Here is a 17193-nt window from a genome sequence, read left to right as displayed (position 1 = left end):
GTTACCAGCTGCTCTGGCTGGCCGATTCCTGATTGGGTTTGAGGCCGAGGGGGACCGACTGGCGCTCCGCCAGCATGCGGATCTGCCCTTCAATCAGGCTGGCGCTGGGGCCCAGCACCAGCACCAGCTGGTGGTCGTTGAGCTGGATCCAGGAGAGGCAGCCCAGGCCTAGCAGGCGAGATTCATCCACCAGTGAAATATCGCGCACCCGCAGGCTGAGGCGGGTGATACAGACACTCATCGCCACCAGATTGTCCATCCCGCCCAGTACCTTGAGATACTGGATCGCCAGCATCTGCGGGTCTGAGGGGGCAACACTGGCAAGGCGCGGATGCTCCACCGCGATGGGCTTGCTCGGCATGCTGAGGGGGGCACGCTCCAGCAGTTGGTAAAAGAGCAGGGTGTAGGCGACGAAAAACAGGATACCGACCGGAATGAGCCAGAAGCTGTGCTCCCCTGCCTGATAGCTCAGCACCAGATCCAGCAGACCGGCGGAGAAGTAACTGCCCACCTTGATCCCCAGCCCGCTACAGACCGCCAGCGACAGTCCGGTCAGCAGGGCGTGGGCGAGAAACAGCCAGGGGGCGGTAAAGGCGAACAGAAATTCGATAGGTTCAGTGATACCCACCAGTGCCGAGGTGAGCGCCAGGGTGAGCAGCAGCCCGCCCTGCGGCAGCCGCTGCATCCGCTGGCGGTGCAGCCAGATGGCAAAACAGGCACCCGGCAGGCCGAACATGATGATGGGGTAAAGACCGGCTACATATCCTTCATGAAGGGGCTGGGCGGTGGCCAGCGCCTGCAGGTTGCTCTCGCCAAGGCCGATGACGCTGCCCAATACCTGATGCAGCCCGAGCGGGATTAACAAGCGGTTGAGGGTGCCGTAGCAGAAGGCGCCAAACGGCGTGGTAAGCAGCTCCGAGGTGAGCAGGGTCAGCCCGCGCTCCAGCGGCGGCCACAGCAGCGAGAGGGGGATGGCGATCAGCAGGCAGGCCAAGGCCGACACCAGCAGGCTGGGAAACTCTCCCCTGGCGATCTGCAGCCAGCGGGGCAGTGTTTGCTGGTGAACCCAGGGGTAGATGATGGCAGTGGTTAGCCCCGCCAGCAGGCCGCAGATCATGTCGGCGTGCAGGTTGGGAGCCAGCGTATTGAAGGCGGTGCTGAGCAGCAGGAAGTTGACCGCACCCGCCAGCGTCTGTCCGCCCAGCTCCTGCCGACTCAGGCCAAAGGCGATCGCCACCGCATAGATAAGCGGCATCTGGCTGAAGATCGCCTGACCGGTGAGGGAGAGCACCGCCAAATCGAGCACGTCGGGTTGACCAAGCCGGTATATCAGCGCCGCCATCGGCAGGATGGAGACGGGCAGCAGCAGGGCATAACCGAGCCGCTGCAGGGCTTGAGTAACGACTTGTCGAGTGGCTTTAACGGGCATACAGCGGCTACGTTCTGTGACTTGGCGCACAGTTTAACCGGAAAACACCTATTTGGGGATAGTTTTGGAACCCCTAATTTATATTTTTATTATTTCTGCCCGAAAAGCTCGCGCACTTCCCGCGAGGGCGGTGCCGACAGCAGGCTGACCGTGATAAAGACCACCAGCGCCAGTGTAAGGCTTGGCACGATGGCGTGCAGGCCAGCCAGCTTGATCCCCCACTGACTCAGTACCCCATAGCTGACGATGCCGCTGACCATGCTGGCCAGTGCGCCCGGGCCGTTGGCCCGCGACCAGTAGAGGCCGAGCACCAGTGGCCAGAGGAACACCGCCTGCAGACCGCCAAAGGCGAGCAGGTTGAGCCAGATGATCATCTCGGGGGGTTGCAGCGCCGCCAGCAGCACCAGGGTGCCCAAGATCAGGGTACAGAGCAGGGAGAGACGCGGAATGCGCACCTCCAGCTTCTCCTGCTTTGGATTGAGATAGTTGAGGTAGAGATCTTTCACCAGAGTGGCGGAAGCCTGGATCAGCTGGGAGTCGATGGTGGACATGATGGCCGCCATCGGCGCCGCCAGAAAGACCCCGGCCAGCCAGGGGGGCAGCACTTCCATCATCAGGGAGGGCATGATCTTGTCCGGGCTGTCCATGCCGGGCAGGATGGCGCGGCCAAGGGCGCCCGCCAGATGCATGCCAAACATCAGCAGGGCGCTGACCACAGTACCGATCAGAATGCCGCGATGGAGCGCCTTGCTGTCGCGATAGCCAAAGCAGCGCAGCGCCGAGTGGGGCAGCCCCACCACCCCGACACAGACCAAGATCCAGAAGCTCAGCATAAAGGGCTGGGTCAGCATGTCGCCGGCCCCCTGCGGGCTCACCAGCTTGGGGTCGATCTCCCTGAGCTGGTGGATGAGGTTCGGCAGGCCGTCACCGGCAATCAAAATCCCCGCCAGCAAGGCGCCGGTGCCGATCAGCATAATGATCCCCTGCAGGGCATCAGTCATCACCACCGCGCGAAAGCCGCCGATGATGGTGTAGAGCAGCACGCAGCTGGCAAACAGCATCAACCCCTGCTGGTAGGAGAGGCCGGTAGCGGTCTCCAGCAGGCGGGCGCCGCCGATGAATTGCACCACCATGGTCGCGATAAAGGCGAGGATGATAGTAATGGAGCCGAGGATCACCACCGCCTTGCTCTGGTAGCGGGCCCACAGCATGTCGTTGATGGTCACCGCATTGACCCGGCGGGCGATGATGGCGAACTTCTTGCCAAGCACTCCCAGAGTGAGCCAGACGGTGGGCAGCTGGATCATCGCCAGCAACACCCAGCCCAGACCGATCTTGTAGGCCGCACCCGGCCCACCGATAAAGGAGGAGGCCGAGGTGTAGGTGGCCACTAGCGTCATCGCCAGCACCAGCCCGCCCATGCTGCGGTTGCCGATGAAGTACTCCTGCACGAAGTTGCCTTCTGCGCGATGGCGGCTGGCCCAGAAACCCACCCCCAGCACCAGCACCAGATAGATGACGAGCGGCAGCATCAACTCAAGATTCATGGGATGACTCCTTGCCGGAAGGGGAGTGGGTATCGAGGGGGATCTCCACAAACAGCCGGTTCACCATCAGGGCGCAGAGCAGAATGAACAGCAGCGGCATCACCATGCAACTGAGCAGGAACCATAGCGGCAGCCCCCACAACTCCAGCTGGAGCGGGATAAAATAGGCGGTGCCATACCAGGCAAAGAAGTAGAACAGGGTCAGCAGCAGGCAGAAAGCTGCTTCCCGGCGGGCGAGAGCAAAACGGTTCACCTTGGCCTCCGACAAATTTGAGGGGCGCAAGGATAACAAAAAAGGGCCATGTCGCCATTAATGTTGAGCCCTTAGGAGGTCATGAACTGATTTATCTGATGTGAAAAAATCTGAAACCAATAGATTGCTTTCAGATTTTAATATTTTTCACAGGGGCGTTAAATGTGGCTCAGGTTGAGTCATCAGGGCAATTACATTGCAGTCACCCATTGTTCTGTTCAGCAAAGAAAAGGGGGCTCGGCCCCCCCCCCAGTTAGATGCGATGGCGATCTACTCAGGTTTGCAGCCAGGTTTCGATACTGCGCTGGATGCCTGCATCGTCCAGACCGAGCAGGGCATAGATCTCCTGCTGGGTGCCCTGTTCCACGAAGCGATCCGGCAGGCCGAGGTTGAGCACCGGCTTGCACTGCTTGCTGCGCATCAGCAGTTCGTTCACCGCCGAACCGGCGCCGCCCATGATGGCGTTGTCTTCGATTGTGACGAAGTGATCGTGGCTGGCCGCCAGCGACAGCACCAGCGCCTCATCCATCGGTTTGACAAAGCGCATGTCCACCAAGGTGGCATCCAGTGCTTCGGCGGCCGCTTTCGCGTGGTGCAGCAAGGTGCCAAACGCCAGAATGGCAGTGCCCTTGCCCTCTCGCAGGATACGTCCCTTGCCAAGCGCCAGTGTCTGCATCTCTGACGAGATGGGCGCATCGCTCAGGCTGCTGCCGCGCGGGTAACGCACGGCGGCAGGGCCCTGATGGAGATAGCCGGTATAGAGCATCTGGCGGCACTCATTCTCATCAGATGGCGTCATCACCACCATGTTGGGCACGGTGCGCAGGAAGCTGATGTCGAACGCCCCCTGATGGGTCGGGCCATCGGCGCCCACCAGACCGGCCCGGTCGATGGCGAATAGCACCGGCAGATCTTGCAGCGCTACGTCGTGGATCACCTGATCGTAGGCGCGCTGCAGGAAGCTCGAATAGATGGCGACCACCGGCTTCTTGTCGGCGATGGCAAGACCGGCGGCGAAAGTGACCGCATGTTGCTCGGCAATCGCCACATCGAAGTAGCGATCCGGATATTGCTGGCTGAATTTCACCAGACCGGAGCCTTCGCGCATGGCAGGGGTGATGCCGACCAGCTTCTCGTCTTTGGCAGCAATGTCGCACAGCCACTGGCCAAAGATGGCGGAGAAGGTGGGTTTGGCACTGCTCGCCTTGGGCAGGGCGCACTCGTCCGGATTGAACTTGGGCACGGCGTGATAACCGATGGGGTCTTTCTCCGCCGGCTCGTAACCCTTGCCCTTCTTGGTTTTGACGTGCAGCAGTTGCGGGCCCTTGAGGTTGCGCATGTTGCGCAGGGTCTCGACCAGTGCCTCGATATCGTGACCGTCGATGGGGCCGATATAGTTGAAGCCGAACTCCTCGAACAGGGTACCGGGTACCACCATCCCCTTGAGGTGCTCTTCAGCCCGCTTGGCCAGTTCCTTGACCGGCGGCAGCCCCGCCAGCACCTTCTTGCCGCCTTCGCGGATGGTGGTGTAGAGCTTGCCGGACATGACCCGGGCCAGATGGTTGTTCAGCGCCCCGACATTCTCGGAGATGGACATCTCGTTGTCGTTGAGGATCACCAGCATGTCTTTATGGACATCGCCAGCGTGGTTGAGCGCTTCAAAGGCCATCCCTGCGGTAATGGCACCATCACCGATCACTGCAACGACCTTGCGACCCAGCCCTTCGCTCTCGGCGGCGACCGCCATGCCAAGGGCGGCACCGATGGAGGTGCTGGAGTGGCCAACGGAGAGCACGTCGTACTCGCTCTCGCCACGCCAGGGGAAGGGGTGCAGGCCATCCTTCTGCCGGATGGTGTGGATCTGGTCACGGCGCCCGGTCAGGATCTTGTGGGGATAGGCCTGATGGCCCACATCCCAGATCAGCCGATCGAACGGGGTGTTGTAGACGTAGTGCAGGGCGACGGTCAGTTCGACCGTGCCGAGACCGGAGGCAAAGTGTCCGCTGGAGCGGCTGACAGAGCGCAGCAGATATTCGCGCAGCTCGTTGCACAGCACCGGCAGCCGATCTTTGGGCAAGGAACGCAGCTCGACCGGAGTGTCCGCGAGGGCCAGGTTGGGGAAATTGCTAATATCAACGCTCATATTGTTACTGTTATCCAGCGTTTAGTGGGTTCGCTCGATGATGTAATCGGCAAACGCTTCCAGAATGTCGGTATTGTAGGGCAAGGATTGCAGGGCTGTTAAGGCTTTCCCATGCAGTTCGCGAGCCAGCTCACGGGCATTTTCGAGTCCGAGCAGGGCCGGATAGGTACTTTTCTCCAGCGCCAGGTCAGAACCTTGCGGCTTGCCCAAGGTGACGGTATCACCTGTGATGTCGAGGATGTCATCCTGCACCTGAAAGGCGAGGCCAATCGCGGCGGCATAGGTTTGCAGGGCAGCCAGCGTGGCGTCATCGACATCGGCTTTGCACAGGGCGCCGAGCGCCACGGCGCATTCAATCAGCGCACCGGTCTTGTGGCGGTGTACCTGCTCCAGTTCGGCAAGCGTGATCTGGCGCCCTTCGGCCTGCAGATCCAGCGCTTGACCACCACACATACCGAGATAGCCGGAGGCGCGGGCGAGGGTACTCAGCATCCGCACCCGGTTGGCCATCAAGGAGTCGGGCATGGGGTGATCGGCCAGAATGGAGAACGCCAGGGTCTGCAGCGCATCACCGGCCAGAATGGCGGTTCCTTCGTCAAACGCCTTGTGAACGGTTGGCTGACCACGACGCAGGTCGTCGTTATCCATGGCGGGCAGGTCATCGTGCAGCAGGGAGTAGGCGTGGATGCACTCCACGGCAGCCGCGGGGCCATCCAGCAGTTCGCTTTTGACGCCCAGCATCTCGCCGACCGCGTAGACCAGAAACGGGCGAACCCGCTTGCCGCCCAGCAGCAGGCCATAACTCATGGCATCGCGCAGGCGCGGTGCCATGGGGGGCAAGGATTCAAGTTGTGCTGACAGACAGTCGTCAATACGCTGACGATGCAGACGGGAAAAATGGTCCAGCGCCACTCACTCCTCTCCTTGTTCTGGCTGGAAGGGGGCGAGCTGGTCACTGCCATCGCCTTGACTGAGCAGGATCTGGATCTTCTGTTCGGCCAGTTCCAGCTTCTGCTGACCGGCCCGTACCAGATGAACGCCCTGCTCGAACTGCTTGAGTGCCTCTTCCAGGGGTAGGGAACCTTGTTCCAGCTGATGAACGATGGTTTCCAGCTCTTCCAGAGTGGCATCAAAACTCAGACGGTCGATTTTTTTACTGGCCATGTCCATCCTCGGGGATTGAAAAAAACGGCTTATATTAACATCGACCGTCCACAGGGGGGAGGCAGAAAAGCATTGCCCCCTCAAACTCTCGCTAAACTGGCCGATAATGAGCCATCATTCTCAGTGGATGCATGCTTGCCGCTAGGGTCGCAATAGCAGAAAATTCAACAAACTATAATTAGGCATAAGAACCGGTGACAGGAGTAGGGACGTGGATCTAGGGAGCTTGTTAGGTATCGTTTTAGGATTCGGTGTCGTGATTTACGGCATGATCCTTGGTGGCTCGTTGAGCATGTTTATCGATATGCCATCGGTCTATATCACTATTCTTGGCTCAATCTTCATCGCCATGATGAAGTTCAATATCGGGCAGTTTTTTCTGGCTTTCAAGGTGGCGGGCAAAGCCTTTATGTACAAGGGCGACAAGCTCGACGACCTGATCGCCAAAGCCGTTGAACTGGCTGACGCGGCTCGCAAAGGCGGCTTTTTGGCGCTGGAGGCCGCAGAGATCCCCAATGCATTTATGAAGAAAGGGATCGACATGCTGGTGGATGGTCACGATGCCGAAGTGGTGCGTGCCGTGATGGAAAAGGATATCGACCTGACAGCCGAGCGCCATGTCATTGCCATCAAGGTCTTCCGTACCCTTGGGGATCTGGGCCCAGCCATGGGGATGATAGGTACGTTGGTGGGCCTGGTGGCCATGTTGTCAAATATGAGTGACCCCAAATCGATCGGTCCGGCAATGGCGGTGGCCTTGCTTACCACCCTGTACGGAGCGATTGAGGCCAACATGATCGCTATTCCGATTGCTGACAAGCTGGAGCTGCGCAGCGGGGAGGAGAAGCTCAGTCGTACCCTGATCCTTGATGCCATTATGGGGATTCAGGATGGCCAGAACCCGCGGGTGATCCAGTCCATGCTGCAGAACTATCTGAGCCAGTCCAAACGCAATACCGGCGCGGAGTAGGCACCATGTCTGATTGCAAATGCCCCCCCCCCGGTCTTCCTGCCTATATGGGCACCTTTGCCGACTTGATGTCGCTGCTGATGTGCTTCTTCGTGCTGCTGCTCTCTTTTGCCGAGATGGACGTACTCAAGTTCAAGCAGATCGCGGGCTCTATGAAGAATGCCTTTGGAGTGCAGAACATCCTTGAGGTGAAAGATATTCCCAAGGGAACCTCGGTGATTGCCCAGGAGTTCAGGCCGGGTCGCCCTGAGCCCACGCCGATTGATACTGTGATGCAGCAGACCATCGATATGACTCAGACCGAACTGGAGTTTCTGCCCGGTGAGGCGGATCAAGCAGGTGGTCAGGACAAGAGTGATGGCAAACAGACGGGGGGCGATACCGCGCAGGATGCGAAGAAGGCGCAAGAACAGTCCAATACCCTGGCCAAAGCCCTCGCCGAGCAGATGAAAGATCAGATCCAGGATGGCGCCATCGAAATTGAGGCGCTGGGTCAGCAGATCATCATCCGGATCAGGGAAAAAGCGTCGTTCCCGGCCGGTTCGGCATTTCTGCAGCCCCAGTTCTGGCCGGTCATTCGCAAGGTCGCGACCCTGCTCAAGGATGTGCCGGGTGAAATCACCATCTCCGGTCACACCGACAACGTGGCGACCGAAGATGAGCTGTTCCAGTCCAACTGGGAGCTGTCGTCGCAACGGGCGGTGGCGGTGGCGCACCAGATGCTGAAGGTCCCCGGTTTTGATCAGGGGCGACTGGTTGTGCAGGGGATGGCGGACTCCCAACCATTGGTGCCCAATACCACCCCGGAAAATCGTCGGATGAACCGGCGGGTGGAGATCGCCATCATGCAGGGCAAACCGACCGTTTCGTCCCCCATTTCCGTACCGGAAGGGAAGTAAGCGAAGGGAATGCCGATGACGCAAGTGGGATCTGCATCAGGGGGCTGACGTGGATTTTGTGTTGGCTTCATATTAAGATGCCTCATCCGAACCGATTGCTGCGGCCTCCTTGCAGATGGCCGCAGTTTCTATTTTCAAGCAACCCAGGTTTCGACTATGAATCATACTCCGATGACTGTTCGCGGCGCTGAGAAGCTGCGCGAAGAGCTCGATTATCTCAAGACCGAGCTTCGTCCCCAGATTATCGAAGCGATTGCCGATGCCCGTGAGCACGGCGATCTGAAGGAAAACGCCGAATACCATGCCGCTCGCGAGCAGCAGGGGTTCTGTGAAGGCCGCATTCAGGAGATTGAAGCCAAGCTCTCCAATGCGCAGGTGATCGATGTCACCAAGATGACCAACAACGGCCGCGTGATTTTTGGCGCGACTGTGACTCTGCTCAAGAGCGAGACAGAGGAAGAGGTGGTCTACCGCATCGTGGGTGACGATGAGGCTGATATCAAACAGAACCTCATCTCTGTCAACTCTCCCATTGCTCGCGCCCTGATTGGCAAGGAAGTGGACGATGTCGCAATCGTCAAGACCCCTGCTGGCGATGTGGAATACGAAGTACTGGAAGTCGCTTATATCTAAGCGAATGCTACAGATGATGAAACAGGGGGGCTAGCGCTCCCCTGTTTGTCTTTATCTATATGATTATTGATAAAAATCAGGACAGATACGCCTCGGTAAAGGCGTCCTGATGACGCTGAAACAACCAATGGCGCAGCCGTTCGATGTTGCTCTCGCTCATTTGAAAGCTCAGTGCCCAGGTGGCATGGTCGGCATTGGCTTTGATGCGCCTTACCAGTCGTCCCTGCAGTGGAAGAGGGGCCTCTTGCTCGATGCAGAGCTCGCCGTTGATGGGGGTATCGGCCACCATGTCGGTTGGCAAATTTTCCACGATGAGGCCGTTGAGGGAGAGGCTGAGTACCTGAAACAGGCCCAGTTCGCTGCATAGCTTGGCTTTTTGGGTGAGACGCCAGGCGCGCGGTTGGGCAAACCCCAGCTCCCTGATGACCGGTGCAGATAAGCGGGGCTCGACGAAGCCATCTTCCCCTTGGGTAAAGCTCAGGGGAAAACGCAGCTGATGGTCTGCGAAGCGGGCTTCGAGTACAAGGTGTTCGGCTTTTTGCAGCAAGCCAAGCATGGGGGTATCGAGGTGACCACTCAGAACATGGGTGTCCTGATTGCTCCCCAAGTCCCGCAGCATGGCCAGCTCATCGTCGGTCAGAATAGGATGGTGAGCCATAATGCGTGTCCGGAAGTATTCATCGCAGGTTAAGGGCTTTGCGACTACTTTGGCAAGCGACTCGGGAAGAAGTGGAATAAGGAAAGAGCGATGCTCTTTCCTTTTACTTGCGGGGCAGCTGGATTTTGGGTTCGTTGGCTTGACGATAAATGGTCAGCACATGACCCATGCTTTGCACCTTGATTGAACCGGTTTCACGGACGATAGCATCCATAACCAGTTGTTTCATTTCGCGATCTTCAGAGGCAACCTTAACCTTGATCAGCTCGTGATGGTTCAGTGCCAGATCGATCTCGGCCAGTACACCTTCGGTCAGACCATGCTGACCCAGCAGGACGACAGGCTTGAGGCTATGGGCAAGGCCCTTGAGGTACTGTTTCTGTTTATTGTTGAGAATCATCGCAATTTCTTCATAAGTCAGGGTTGAAAGGGGCGTATTCTACCCCCACTTAGCCCTTAATACTAATAACCCTTGTGGTTTTTTAAAGTCGATTATCATGACCCAGAAAAAACGTTCCCCCAGTTCAACTCGCTGGTTAAAAGAACATTTCGACGATCAATACGTCAAAAAAGCCCAGAAAATGGGCCTGCGTTCTCGTGCTGTTTTCAAGATTGACGAGATCCAGGGCAAGGATCGCTTGCTGAAACATGGCATGACCGTAGTGGATTTGGGAGCTGCCCCCGGTGGTTGGTCCCAGTTCGCGGTTGAACAGGTTGGTGATTCGGGTCGCGTCATCGCATGTGACATTTTGCCGATGGATCCCATTGCTGGTGTCGATTTCCTGCAAGGGGACTTTCGGGAGGAAACTGTACTCGGCGCCTTGCTGGAACGAGTGGGCCCCGACAAGGTCGATGTCGTGATGTCTGATATGGCGCCCAACATGAGCGGTACCCAGCAGGTGGATCAGGCTCGCGCCATGTATCTGGTCGAGCTGGCGCTGGACATGTGCAATCAGGTATTGCGTAGTGACGGCAGTTTCGTGGTGAAGGTGTTTCAGGGAGAGGGCTTTGATGCCTATCTCAATGAAATTCGTAAACTTTTCTCCGCTGTCAAAATTCGTAAACCAGACTCATCCCGCGCCAGATCACGGGAAGTCTACATTGTGGCTACCGGTTTTAAACTGTAGTACCCTAACCTTCATCGTTAACTGTCAGTCTGCGAGGTTACTGATTTGAGTGACATGGCGAAAAACTTAATCCTGTGGCTGGTCATCGCCGTCGTTTTGATGTCGGTGTTCAATAGCTTCAGCCCCAGCGATACCACCAGTCGCCAGCTGGACTATTCCAGCTTCGTTAAAGAGGTGACCCAAGAGCAGATCCGTGAAGTGCGGATGGACGGTAAGGTCATTAATGGCGTCAAGCGTACTGGTGAACGATTCACCACCATCATACCTGCGCCGGATCCCCAGCTGCTCAACGACATGCTCAATCACAATGTCAAAGTGATGGGCGAGAAGCCGGAAGAGCCGTCTCTGTTGACCTCTATCTTCATCTCCTGGTTCCCGATGCTGCTGCTGATCGGTGTCTGGGTCTTCTTCATGCGTCAGATGCAGGGCGGCGGTGGCAAAGGTGCCATGTCGTTCGGCAAGAGCAAGGCTCGCCTGATGAGCGAAGATCAGATCAAGACTACCTTTGCTGACGTTGCAGGTTGTGATGAAGCCAAGGAAGAGGTGAAGGAGCTGGTCGACTATCTGCGCGACCCGAGCAAATTCCAGAAACTGGGTGGCAAGATCCCGACCGGTGTGCTGCTGGTTGGTCCTCCCGGTACCGGTAAGACCTTGCTGGCCAAGGCCATTGCGGGCGAGGCCAAGGTGCCGTTCTTCACCATCTCCGGTTCCGATTTCGTGGAGATGTTCGTCGGTGTCGGTGCCTCACGGGTGCGTGACATGTTCGAACAGGCCAAGAAATCTTCCCCCTGCATCATCTTCATCGATGAAATTGATGCGGTCGGTCGTCAGCGTGGCGCCGGTCTGGGTGGTGGTCACGATGAACGTGAGCAGACCCTTAACCAGATGTTGGTCGAAATGGATGGTTTTGAAGGCAATGAAGGCATTATCGTCATCGCAGCCACCAACCGTCCTGACGTACTGGATCCGGCACTGCTGCGTCCGGGCCGTTTCGACCGTCAGGTGGTGGTCGGTCTGCCGGATGTCCGTGGTCGCGAGCAGATCCTGAAAGTGCACATGCGCAAAGTTCCGTTGGCGGATGACGTCAACCCGGCACTGATTGCTCGTGGTACCCCCGGTTTCTCCGGTGCTGACCTTGCCAACCTGGTAAACGAAGCTGCGCTCTTCTCAGCTCGCGAAAGTCGCCGTGTGGTCTCTATGGCCGAGTTCGAGAAGGCCAAGGACAAGATCATGATGGGTGCGGAACGTCGCTCCATGGTGATGAAAGAGTCCGAGAAGGAGATGACGGCGTATCACGAAGCCGGTCACGCCATCATTGGTCGTCTGGTTCCGGATCATGACCCGGTTTACAAGGTCTCCATCATTCCGCGTGGTCGTGCGCTGGGTGTGACCATGTATCTGCCGGAGCAGGATCGCTGGAGCCACTCCAAGCAGCATCTGGAGTCGATGATCTCCAGTCTGTATGGCGGTCGTCTGGCAGAAGAGCTGATCTACGGTGCCGAGAAGGTATCGACCGGCGCGTCCAACGATATCGAGCGGGCGACTGACATTGCACGAAAGATGGTGACCCAGTGGGGTATGTCCGAGCGTCTCGGCCCGATGCTATATGCGGAAGAAGATGGCGAGGTGTTCCTCGGTCGTAGCATGGCCAAGGCCAAGCACATGTCCGACGATACCGCTCGCGTTATCGATGCAGAGGTCAAGCAGGTCATTGATCGCAACTACGCCCGTTCCAAGCAGATCCTGCTGGATAACATGGACGTGTTGCACAGCATGAAAGATGCGCTGATGAAGTACGAGACCATCGACGCCAAACAGATCGATGATCTGATGGCACGTCGCGAGGTACGTGCTCCGAGCAACTGGCATGACGAGCACGGTGATACCCCGCAAGGCGGTTCCACCGTGGCTGCCGAGGCCAAGCCTGCCGATGAGGCTGCACCGGTGGCGGATGTCACTATCGACAAAGCCAACGATGCTCCGGCCAAATAATCGTGACTCTCCAAACCCCGGGCTTGCCCGGGGTTTTTCTTTATCAGATGGACGTGAAAATGCAGTTAACCAGCAAGGGGCTCAGCCTCTCCCTCGATCGTCCCCATGTGATGGGGATCCTCAATGTGACGCCCGACTCCTTCTCTGATGGCGGTAATTTCAACCAGTTTGGACGGGCAATGGCCCATGCGCGCCAGATGGTCTCTGACGGTGCGACCCTCATCGACATCGGTGGCGAGTCAACCCGCCCTGGTGCGCCCGATGTGAGCGAGCAGGAGGAGCTGGACAGGGTCATTCCTGTCGTGGAGCAGATGGCCCGTGAGCTGGATGTGATGATCTCCCTCGATACCTCTAAAGCGGCTGTGATGCGGGAGGGTTGCAAGGCGGGAGCCCATCTGATCAACGATGTGCGGGCACTGCAAGCACCTAGAGCACTGCAAGCCGCGGCCGAAGCGCGGGTTCCGGTCTGTCTAATGCATATGCAGGGGCAGCCGAGAACCATGCAGGTCGAGCCGCACTATGACGACCTGATCGGGGAGGTACGCGCCTTCTTTGATGAGCGTATTGCGGCTTGCTTGGCGGTCGGGATCCGTCGTGAAGAGCTGTTGCTGGATCCGGGATATGGCTTTGGCAAAACCCTTGCACACAACTATCAGCTGTTGGCGGCTCAAAAGGAACTGCTTGATTATGGCTTGCCGCTATTGGTGGGGATGTCGCGAAAGTCTATGATAGGCAACCTGCTGGGCCGTCCGGTGGATGAGCGTCTGGCGGGCAGTCTGGCATGCGCCCTTATCGGCATGCAGCATGGGGCCCGCATCATCAGGGTACACGATGTACGGGAGACCATGGACGCATTGCGCGTCGGTTGGCTGGCAATGACGGGACAAGATTTTATTTCCAGATAATAAAGAGAACAGACAATGGCAAGAAAGTATTTCGGTACCGATGGTGTGCGCGGCAAGGTTGGCGAATACCCGATCACCCCTGATTTTGTAATGAAATTGGGTTGGGCTGCCGGCAAAGTGCTCTCCAAGAAGGGCACCAAAAAGGTGCTGATTGGCAAAGATACCCGCATCTCCGGTTACATGCTGGAATCCGCGCTGGAAGCGGGGCTCTCTGCGGCAGGCCTCAAGGCCATTCTGATGGGACCCATGCCCACGCCGGCGGTTGCCTACCTGACTCGCACTTTCCGTGCCGAAGCTGGCATCGTCATCAGCGCTTCCCACAACCCCTTCTACGACAACGGCATCAAGTTCTTCTCCGCCGATGGCACCAAACTGCCTGATGATGTCGAGCTGGCTATCGAAGCCGAGCTGGATCACGAGCTCAAGTGTGTCGAGTCGGCCGAACTTGGCAAAGCGGTGCGCATTGATGATGCCGCCGGTCGCTATATCGAATTCTGCAAGAGCACCTTCCCCTCCCACATGAATCTGGATGGGGTAAAAATGGTGGTCGACTGTGGCCACGGGGCGACTTATCACATTGCGCCTTCGGTTTTCCGCGAGCTGGGTGCCGAAGTGATCACCATGGGCTGTGCCCCGGATGGTCTCAACATCAACGATGGTGTCGGCTCGACTGCGCCTGACGCACTGGTTGCCAAGGTGCTGGAGTGCAAGGCCGATCTGGGGGTTGCCTTTGATGGTGATGGTGACCGTCTGATCATGGTCGACCATACCGGCTATCTCATTGACGGTGATGAAGTGCTCTATATCATCGCGCGCGATGCCCTGCGCAATGGTCGCCTCAAAGGCGGTGTCGTCGGCACCCTGATGGCCAACATGGGTCTGGAGCTGGCGCTGCAAACCCTGGGCATCCCGTTTGCCCGTGCCAAGGTGGGTGACCGCTATGTGCTGGAGATGATGGAAGAGAAGGGCTGGCGCATCGGTGGTGAGAACTCCGGCCACATTATCTGTCTGGATCAGACCACTACGGGTGATGGCATCGTAGCCGCCTTGCAGGTGCTTACCGCCATGCGCAGTGCCGAGATGCCGCTTGCCAAGCTGCGCTCCGGCATGAGCAAGTTCCCGCAGGTGCTGGTGAATGTTCGCTTTGCCGAAGGCAAGGATCCGCTGGCCGCTGATTCTGTCATGGCTGAGGTTGCCAAGGTGGAACAGGAGCTGGCTGGTCGTGGTCGCGTACTGTTGCGCAAATCAGGTACCGAGCCGCTGATCCGGGTCATGGTCGAAGGGGAGCATGAACAGCAGGTGCGTGACATGGCTCAGCGCATCGCCAAGCAGGTTGAATCGGCGTTTTAATGAACAGTCGGGGCGGCTTTTTAGTCGCCCTGGTTGTATCTTGTTCAAACGATTCAAAAATTTAAAAATAGCACTTGTCAGCTGAGCATCCTCTGGATATTATCAGCCCCGCTTTCGCAAGGGAGTTGCCGATGGGACATCGCAAGCCGTTTGTAGCAGCCAACTGGAAGTTGCACGGTAGTAGGTCGCAGTTAGAGCAGTTTACGAGTCAGTGCCTGAAGGGCGTTGACGGAAAAGTAGATGTGGTTCTCTGTCCTTCCCATGTGCATCTCGACTTTACCGCTTCACTGCTCAACGAGCAGAAAGTAATAAAGTTGGGGGCTCAGAATGTGAGTCAGCACGCTACTGGCGCTTACACCGGAGAAATCTCGTGTCAGATGCTGGTTGAGGCAGGGTGTCGTTACGTATTGGTAGGGCACTCCGAGCGCAGGCGTCTCTTTGGTGAGACCAGTTTTATCGTCGCAGAGAAGTTTGCGGCAGCCAGAGCGGCAGGCTTGATTCCCATCCTCTGTTTAGGTGAATCAGGTGCGGCGAGGCAGGCGAGAAGAGCCTTCGAGGTGATCGCTGAAGAACTGGATATCGTCATAGAGAAAAATGGCGCGATGGCTTTCGATAATGCTATCATCGCCTACGAGCCGATTTGGGCTGTAGGTACAGGTAAATGCGCCACACCCGAGCAGGCACAAGAGGTTCATTCGTTTATACGTGGTCGCTTGGCGGAGGATACTCCGGTAATAGGTGAGAAAGTTAGAATCATCTATGGTGGGAGCGTAACGCCGAGCAACGCGAGAGATTTGTTTGCACAGCCCGACATCGATGGCGGACTGATTGGCGGAGCAAGCCTCGATAGCGATGCGTTTTTAGGAATTGTTGAAGCGGCAAAGGGTGCAAGTTAAATGTACGAGATTCTTTTAGTCGTTTATCTGCTGGTTTCACTGGCTCTGATTGGTCTGGTGATGATTCAGCAAGGTAAAGGGGCTGATATGGGCGCCTCCTTCGGCGCAGGGGCATCGAACACAGTATTCGGCTCCGGTGGTTCAGGCAGTTTCCTGACCCGAACAACAGCAATTTTGGCTACTCTGTTTTTCGTTATCAGCCTGGTGCTAGGATCTATGTCCAGCAATAAGGTAAAGCAGGGTAGTGAGTGGGAAAATCTGCAACAAACCCAACAGGTTGAGCAGACCAAAGCGCCAGTGAAGAAAGATACTGACGTTCCCGAGTAAGAGTTTTGCCGTGGTGGTGGAATTGGTAGACACGCTATCTTGAGGGGGTAGTGCTCTAGGGTGTGCGGGTTCGAGTCCCGCCCACGGCACCAATTAAGCAGTGAGCTCGGGAAACCGAGTGTATTATAGCCAGTCAGTCTTGTATCGAGAGAGTGAAGTGGCTATAATCTCGCACGATTTCGGACGCGGGGTGGAGCAGCATGGTAGCTCGTCGGGCTCATAACCCGAAGGTCGTCGGTTCAAATCCGGCCCCCGCAACCAAATTTCACGCATTTCCTACGCTCAGGAAGGCGGTCGCTGCGAGGCGACAATCAGGGTAAAGCGCCAAGCCCCGATTTGACATCGGGGCTTTTTGTTATGTGCAATTTACTCTGAATCGATATCTATCTGGGCTTTATGCCCTTTTTTTGTTTTTCGGAGGGTGACTTTGGCTACGTTGGAACAACGTTTGACCGATCTGCTCGAGGCTCCGGTCGTTGCCTTGGGTTTTGAACTTTGGGGTATTGAGTTTATCCGTGCGGGTAAACACTCCACCTTGCGTGTCTATATCGACGGCGAGCAGGGTGTGACTGTCGAGAACTGTGCTGAGGTCAGCCATCAGGTTGGCGCCATCATGGACGTCGAAGATCCCATCACCGAGGAGTATTACCTCGAGGTATCCTCCCCCGGCCTGGATCGTCCCCTGTTCAAGGTTGCCCATTTCGAAAAATACGTTGGCCAAGAGGCGGCGGTAACGCTTCGGATGGCAACAAACAACCGCCGCAAGTTCAAAGGCGTAATCAAAGCTGTGCAAGGCGACATGATCACCCTGACAGTAGATGGTAAGGACGACGTGTTGGCTTTCACCAATATCCAAAAAGCGAACATAGTGCCGAACTTTGGTTAACGAGGCTATCGGAT

General features: G+C 57.2%; 18 protein-coding genes and 2 tRNA genes. 12 read left to right on the top strand and 8 right to left on the bottom strand.

The window, feature by feature from the left end; translation table 11 throughout:
* Position 1: 1 nt before the first annotated feature.
* From ACTG2U_RS08375 to xseB, 6 genes are all read right to left on the bottom strand, one after another.
* Positions 2-1429, bottom strand: coding sequence for a PTS transporter subunit EIIC (locus ACTG2U_RS08375; protein ID WP_042080616.1), 1428 nt, complete (start codon positions 1427-1429; stop codon positions 2-4).
* An 89-nt stretch (positions 1430-1518) separates the two neighbouring features.
* Entirely contained in the window at positions 1519-2976 is a 1458-nt protein-coding gene (gene panF / locus ACTG2U_RS08370; protein ID WP_439974343.1) for a sodium/pantothenate symporter, read from the bottom strand.
* Positions 2966-3229, bottom strand: a complete 264-nt coding sequence (locus tag ACTG2U_RS08365; protein WP_005349483.1) for a YhdT family protein — start codon at positions 3227-3229, stop codon at positions 2966-2968. Before ACTG2U_RS08365 ends, panF begins: the two co-directional genes overlap by 11 nt.
* A 274-nt stretch (positions 3230-3503) precedes the next feature.
* The gene (dxs, locus tag ACTG2U_RS08360) at positions 3504-5372 is read right to left on the bottom strand and encodes a 1-deoxy-D-xylulose-5-phosphate synthase (protein ID WP_439974342.1); all 1869 of its coding nucleotides are present in this window, start codon (positions 5370-5372) and stop codon (positions 3504-3506) included.
* Positions 5373-5393: 21 nt separating this feature from the next.
* Entirely contained in the window at positions 5394-6284 is an 891-nt protein-coding gene (gene ispA / locus ACTG2U_RS08355) for a (2E,6E)-farnesyl diphosphate synthase (RefSeq protein WP_439974341.1), read from the bottom strand.
* Complete coding sequence (gene xseB, locus ACTG2U_RS08350) at positions 6285-6536, bottom strand: exodeoxyribonuclease VII small subunit (protein ID WP_439974340.1); 252 nt, start codon at positions 6534-6536, stop codon at positions 6285-6287.
* Positions 6537-6747: 211 nt separating this feature from the next.
* On the opposite strand from xseB, the gene pomA reads away from it, so the two are divergent.
* From pomA to greA, 3 genes are all read left to right on the top strand, one after another.
* A complete protein-coding gene (gene pomA / locus ACTG2U_RS08345; protein WP_005338837.1) occupies positions 6748-7506 on the top strand; it encodes a flagellar motor protein PomA in 759 nt (252 codons plus the stop codon).
* A gap of 5 nt (positions 7507-7511) precedes the next feature.
* Positions 7512-8405, top strand: coding sequence for a flagellar motor protein MotB (locus tag ACTG2U_RS08340; RefSeq protein WP_005338834.1), 894 nt, complete (start codon positions 7512-7514; stop codon positions 8403-8405).
* Between the two features lie 156 nt (positions 8406-8561).
* Positions 8562-9038, top strand: a complete 477-nt coding sequence (greA, locus tag ACTG2U_RS08335) for a transcription elongation factor GreA (RefSeq protein ID WP_005343528.1) — start codon at positions 8562-8564, stop codon at positions 9036-9038.
* Between the two features lie 76 nt (positions 9039-9114).
* On the opposite strand, the gene ACTG2U_RS08330 is transcribed toward greA, so the two are convergent.
* Positions 9115-9696 (bottom strand): PilZ domain-containing protein, encoded by a 582-nt coding sequence (locus tag ACTG2U_RS08330; RefSeq protein ID WP_265776122.1) that lies wholly within the window; start codon positions 9694-9696, stop codon positions 9115-9117.
* A gap of 103 nt (positions 9697-9799) precedes the next feature.
* The gene (gene yhbY / locus ACTG2U_RS08325; RefSeq protein WP_005338829.1) at positions 9800-10096 is read right to left on the bottom strand and encodes a ribosome assembly RNA-binding protein YhbY; all 297 of its coding nucleotides are present in this window, start codon (positions 10094-10096) and stop codon (positions 9800-9802) included.
* Positions 10097-10193: 97 nt separating this feature from the next.
* Between yhbY and rlmE the strand changes: the two genes are divergently transcribed.
* From rlmE to rimP, 9 genes are all read left to right on the top strand, one after another.
* Positions 10194-10823: a 23S rRNA (uridine(2552)-2'-O)-methyltransferase RlmE gene (gene rlmE / locus ACTG2U_RS08320; protein ID WP_005338828.1), complete on the top strand. Its 630-nt coding sequence runs from the start codon at positions 10194-10196 to the stop codon at positions 10821-10823.
* A gap of 45 nt (positions 10824-10868) precedes the next feature.
* Positions 10869-12815, top strand: a complete 1947-nt coding sequence (ftsH, locus tag ACTG2U_RS08315) for an ATP-dependent zinc metalloprotease FtsH (protein ID WP_005343537.1) — start codon at positions 10869-10871, stop codon at positions 12813-12815.
* A gap of 59 nt (positions 12816-12874) precedes the next feature.
* Positions 12875-13720 carry a dihydropteroate synthase gene (gene folP, locus ACTG2U_RS08310; protein ID WP_439974339.1) on the top strand — a complete coding sequence of 282 codons (846 nt, stop codon included), beginning with the start codon at positions 12875-12877 and terminating at the stop codon, positions 13718-13720.
* A 15-nt stretch (positions 13721-13735) separates the two neighbouring features.
* On the top strand, positions 13736-15070 hold the full coding sequence (gene glmM / locus ACTG2U_RS08305) for a phosphoglucosamine mutase (RefSeq protein WP_139461165.1): 1335 nt from the start codon (positions 13736-13738) through the stop codon (positions 15068-15070).
* A gap of 131 nt (positions 15071-15201) precedes the next feature.
* Entirely contained in the window at positions 15202-15966 is a 765-nt protein-coding gene (gene tpiA, locus ACTG2U_RS08300) for a triose-phosphate isomerase (protein ID WP_005349542.1), read from the top strand.
* A complete protein-coding gene (gene secG, locus ACTG2U_RS08295; RefSeq protein WP_005338811.1) occupies positions 15967-16293 on the top strand; it encodes a preprotein translocase subunit SecG in 327 nt (108 codons plus the stop codon). It begins immediately after the preceding gene.
* 7 nt (positions 16294-16300) lie between these two features.
* Positions 16301-16385 (top strand) — tRNA-Leu (locus ACTG2U_RS08290).
* A gap of 92 nt (positions 16386-16477) precedes the next feature.
* Positions 16478-16554, top strand: a tRNA-Met gene (locus ACTG2U_RS08285).
* A 166-nt stretch (positions 16555-16720) separates the two neighbouring features.
* Entirely contained in the window at positions 16721-17179 is a 459-nt protein-coding gene (rimP, locus tag ACTG2U_RS08280; protein ID WP_005338809.1) for a ribosome maturation factor RimP, read from the top strand.
* Positions 17180-17193: the final 14 nt, after the last annotated feature.

This window comes from Aeromonas sp. 95A (assembly GCF_051919235.1).
GTDB classification, from domain to species: domain Bacteria; phylum Pseudomonadota; class Gammaproteobacteria; order Enterobacterales; family Aeromonadaceae; genus Aeromonas; species Aeromonas veronii.
This window is presented reverse-complemented; position numbering and strand designations above follow the sequence as displayed.

Bases quoted from the DNA above. Each gene is read 5' to 3' on its own strand.
- ACTG2U_RS08375 (WP_042080616.1), bottom strand. From the start codon at position 1,429: ATGCCCGTTAAAGCCACTCGACAAGTCGTTACTCAAGCCCTGCAGCGG.
- panF (WP_439974343.1), bottom strand. From the start codon at position 2,976: ATGAATCTTGAGTTGATGCTGCCGCTCGTCATCTATCTGGTGCTGGTG.
- dxs (WP_439974342.1), bottom strand. From the start codon at position 5,372: ATGAGCGTTGATATTAGCAATTTCCCCAACCTGGCCCTCGCGGACACT.
- xseB (WP_439974340.1), bottom strand. From the start codon at position 6,536: ATGGCCAGTAAAAAAATCGACCGTCTGAGTTTTGATGCCACTCTGGAA.
- ACTG2U_RS08340 (WP_005338834.1), top strand. From the start codon at position 7,512: ATGTCTGATTGCAAATGCCCCCCCCCCGGTCTTCCTGCCTATATGGGC.
- greA (WP_005343528.1), top strand. From the start codon at position 8,562: ATGAATCATACTCCGATGACTGTTCGCGGCGCTGAGAAGCTGCGCGAA.
- ACTG2U_RS08330 (WP_265776122.1), bottom strand. From the start codon at position 9,696: ATGGCTCACCATCCTATTCTGACCGACGATGAGCTGGCCATGCTGCGG.
- yhbY (WP_005338829.1), bottom strand. From the start codon at position 10,096: ATGATTCTCAACAATAAACAGAAACAGTACCTCAAGGGCCTTGCCCAT.
- rlmE (WP_005338828.1), top strand. From the start codon at position 10,194: ATGACCCAGAAAAAACGTTCCCCCAGTTCAACTCGCTGGTTAAAAGAA.
- folP (WP_439974339.1), top strand. From the start codon at position 12,875: ATGCAGTTAACCAGCAAGGGGCTCAGCCTCTCCCTCGATCGTCCCCAT.
- glmM (WP_139461165.1), top strand. From the start codon at position 13,736: ATGGCAAGAAAGTATTTCGGTACCGATGGTGTGCGCGGCAAGGTTGGC.
- tpiA (WP_005349542.1), top strand. From the start codon at position 15,202: ATGGGACATCGCAAGCCGTTTGTAGCAGCCAACTGGAAGTTGCACGGT.
- secG (WP_005338811.1), top strand. From the start codon at position 15,967: ATGTACGAGATTCTTTTAGTCGTTTATCTGCTGGTTTCACTGGCTCTG.